At 56.8% G+C, this 2,404-nt stretch carries 1 protein-coding gene and 1 pseudogene; both read left to right on the forward strand.

Going from position 1 to position 2,404, the window contains the following annotated elements; genetic code table 11:
* Positions 1 to 191: pseudogene (locus GFJ39_RS14140) on the forward strand (hypothetical protein); the annotation flags it as partial.
* Between the two features lie 110 nt (positions 192 to 301).
* The coding region (locus tag GFJ39_RS13785) for a TonB-dependent receptor (protein ID WP_153432020.1) at positions 302 to 2,404 on the forward strand (2,103 nt) is incomplete at its 3' end.

Raw genomic sequence — 2,404 nt, forward strand, 5'->3', positions numbered from 1 at the left:
ACGTGACCGACGCCATCCGACAGATCAACCGCTACAACACCCAGAAAATCGTCCTGAAAAACCCCGCCTGCGCCAGCCGCCGGATCAGCGGGATTTTCTCCCTCAGCGATCCCCTCATTTTCGCCCGCATCCTGAGCGAGATTTTTGGAACAAGGATCCTGATCGCCCCCACGGAAATCAGTCTTCTCTGATCTGTCAGGCGTCACGGGAAGTAAGAAAAGCTTCACACTCCCGAAGCGGCGGATTTTTCAGTTCTTAACATCTTTTAAGCGAACGTATCCAAACGGGGATTCAATCTGCTGTGTTTCGCTTAAACAGTCGTGCGCAAATTTTTCCTGGTCTCGCCCTGTCCACCACCTGCCTCGCGGGTGCCCTGACCACGCAGGCCGCTTACGCCCAGACGTCCTCGTTCAGCATCAGCCGCATGCCGATTGCCCAGGCGATCATCGCCTACGGACGGGCGGCGAATGTCCAGATCGTTCTCGCGGATCCCGTGCGCGGAACCATCATGGGCAACGCGGTTCATGGCACGATGGGAAGTGACAGGGCCCTGGACCAGCTTCTCGCCGGAACGGGCCTGACCGTCATTTCCCGTCACAGCCATGTCGTCGTGATCGGCCTGCATCAGCCACCGCCCACAAAACCGGGCATCCATCCGGATTCAGCCCGCAAATCCACGCTCGATGCATCCAGAACCGAAAATGTCAGCGTGCACGCCAACCGCGATTTCACATCCTCCAAGCGCTATTCGGCGCAAATAATCGATACGCTGAGTGCCGAACAGATCCGCACCGTCCCCGATCTGAGTGTGGTGGAAGCGGCACGGCGCATCGTCGGCATTTCCGTGATGCCCAGCACGGATGACAACCGTTCGGACAACAATATCGAAAACATCACCATCCGCGGACTGGACAACTCCTACAATCTCATCACGATCGACGGCGCCCAGCTCGCCAGCGCCAACAACACCTATCGCGGCGCACGGCTCGATCTCATTCCTTCTTCGATGCTGGGGGAGCTTCAGGTCCTTAAAACCGTGGACGCCTATAATGACCCGCAAGGTATCGGCGGCCAGGTGAATATGGTCACCAAGAACGCCTTCGATTACGGCAATACCTTCGACACCCAGCTTCTGGGAGGCTGGAACAACCTTGCCGGCAGCGTAGTCCAGCCCATGCACGAGAACTGGCGCGTGGATGGCACCCTGACCCGGGTTTTCGGCAGGAACAAGGAATTCGGCTTCGTCCTGTCAGGTAATTATCAGGAACTGCACTCGGCAACCCATGCGATCCTTCCCGGTGACTCCAGCGGTGACGGCTGGAATTATTACACGACCTCGGGGACATCCGTCGGATCGCCCACCAATACGGATGCCGTGGCCGCAACCGGTCACGCCGTTCCGGTCCGCTCGCAGGACTACGCATTCGATGATGCGTACCGCCGTTACAGCCTGACCGGGAAATTCCAGTACCGCCCCTCACACCGTTTCGACCTGTCCGTCTTCGGCGGATATTTCCATACACTCGATCAGGAAACCCGGAACGAAGCGCTCTCGATGCCGTCCGGAACATGGACCCAGGGCGCCACACCCGACACCGGATCGGTCACCACCGGCCAGTATCAGTTCGGGATCACCCAGCAGCCCGAAACGCAGCGGACATGGTTCGTGAACGGCAAGATCCACTACGACATCAATGATCGGATGCACCTGAATTTCCTGGCAACGGACTCCATAGCCTGGGACGATAGCTACAGAACCATGATCAAATACAATACGGGAATGAACGAAAACACGAACAAGACGACATACCAGAGCAATTACGGATACAGTTACACCCTCGATAATGGTGCACCATCCATTTATCTGAACGATCTGACCGCTGCGAATAACGCCGATAATTACAATCCACGATACTGGAGATTTTACGGCTTCCACGTCAAGAACGACGTCCGCTTCCTGCGCGGAGACTGGCGCTGGGATGTCGGGCATGGCTTCTGGATGAACGCCGGCGTCACCCAGACGATGACGCATGTCACGAACAGTGAAACCTATACCCAGTGGATTCCAAAGGATGCCGCCGCCGCCGCCGAGATCGGCAACATGGATCAGGTCCTTGCTGCCAAAACCCTGACAATGGAATCCGCGCCGGGTCTGAAGTATCTGACGCTGAACTATCAGGAAGCCCTGGAGAAGCTGCTCAACAACAAGTCCCTGTTCAAGACGACGAACACCATCTCAACCACAAAGCCTGCCTATTACCACATGCAGGAATCCATTACGGCCGCCTATTTCCAGACGGGCTGGCACAACCGTTTCGTGTCCCTGCAGGGCGGCTTCCGATGGGATCATACCCGTGCGGATATTGGCAATTTCAATGGCATCACACAGGATGGCGTCACGGAT

Source organism: Gluconobacter aidae (assembly GCF_009547075.1).
GTDB classification, from domain to species: Bacteria; Pseudomonadota; Alphaproteobacteria; order Acetobacterales; family Acetobacteraceae; genus Gluconobacter; species Gluconobacter aidae.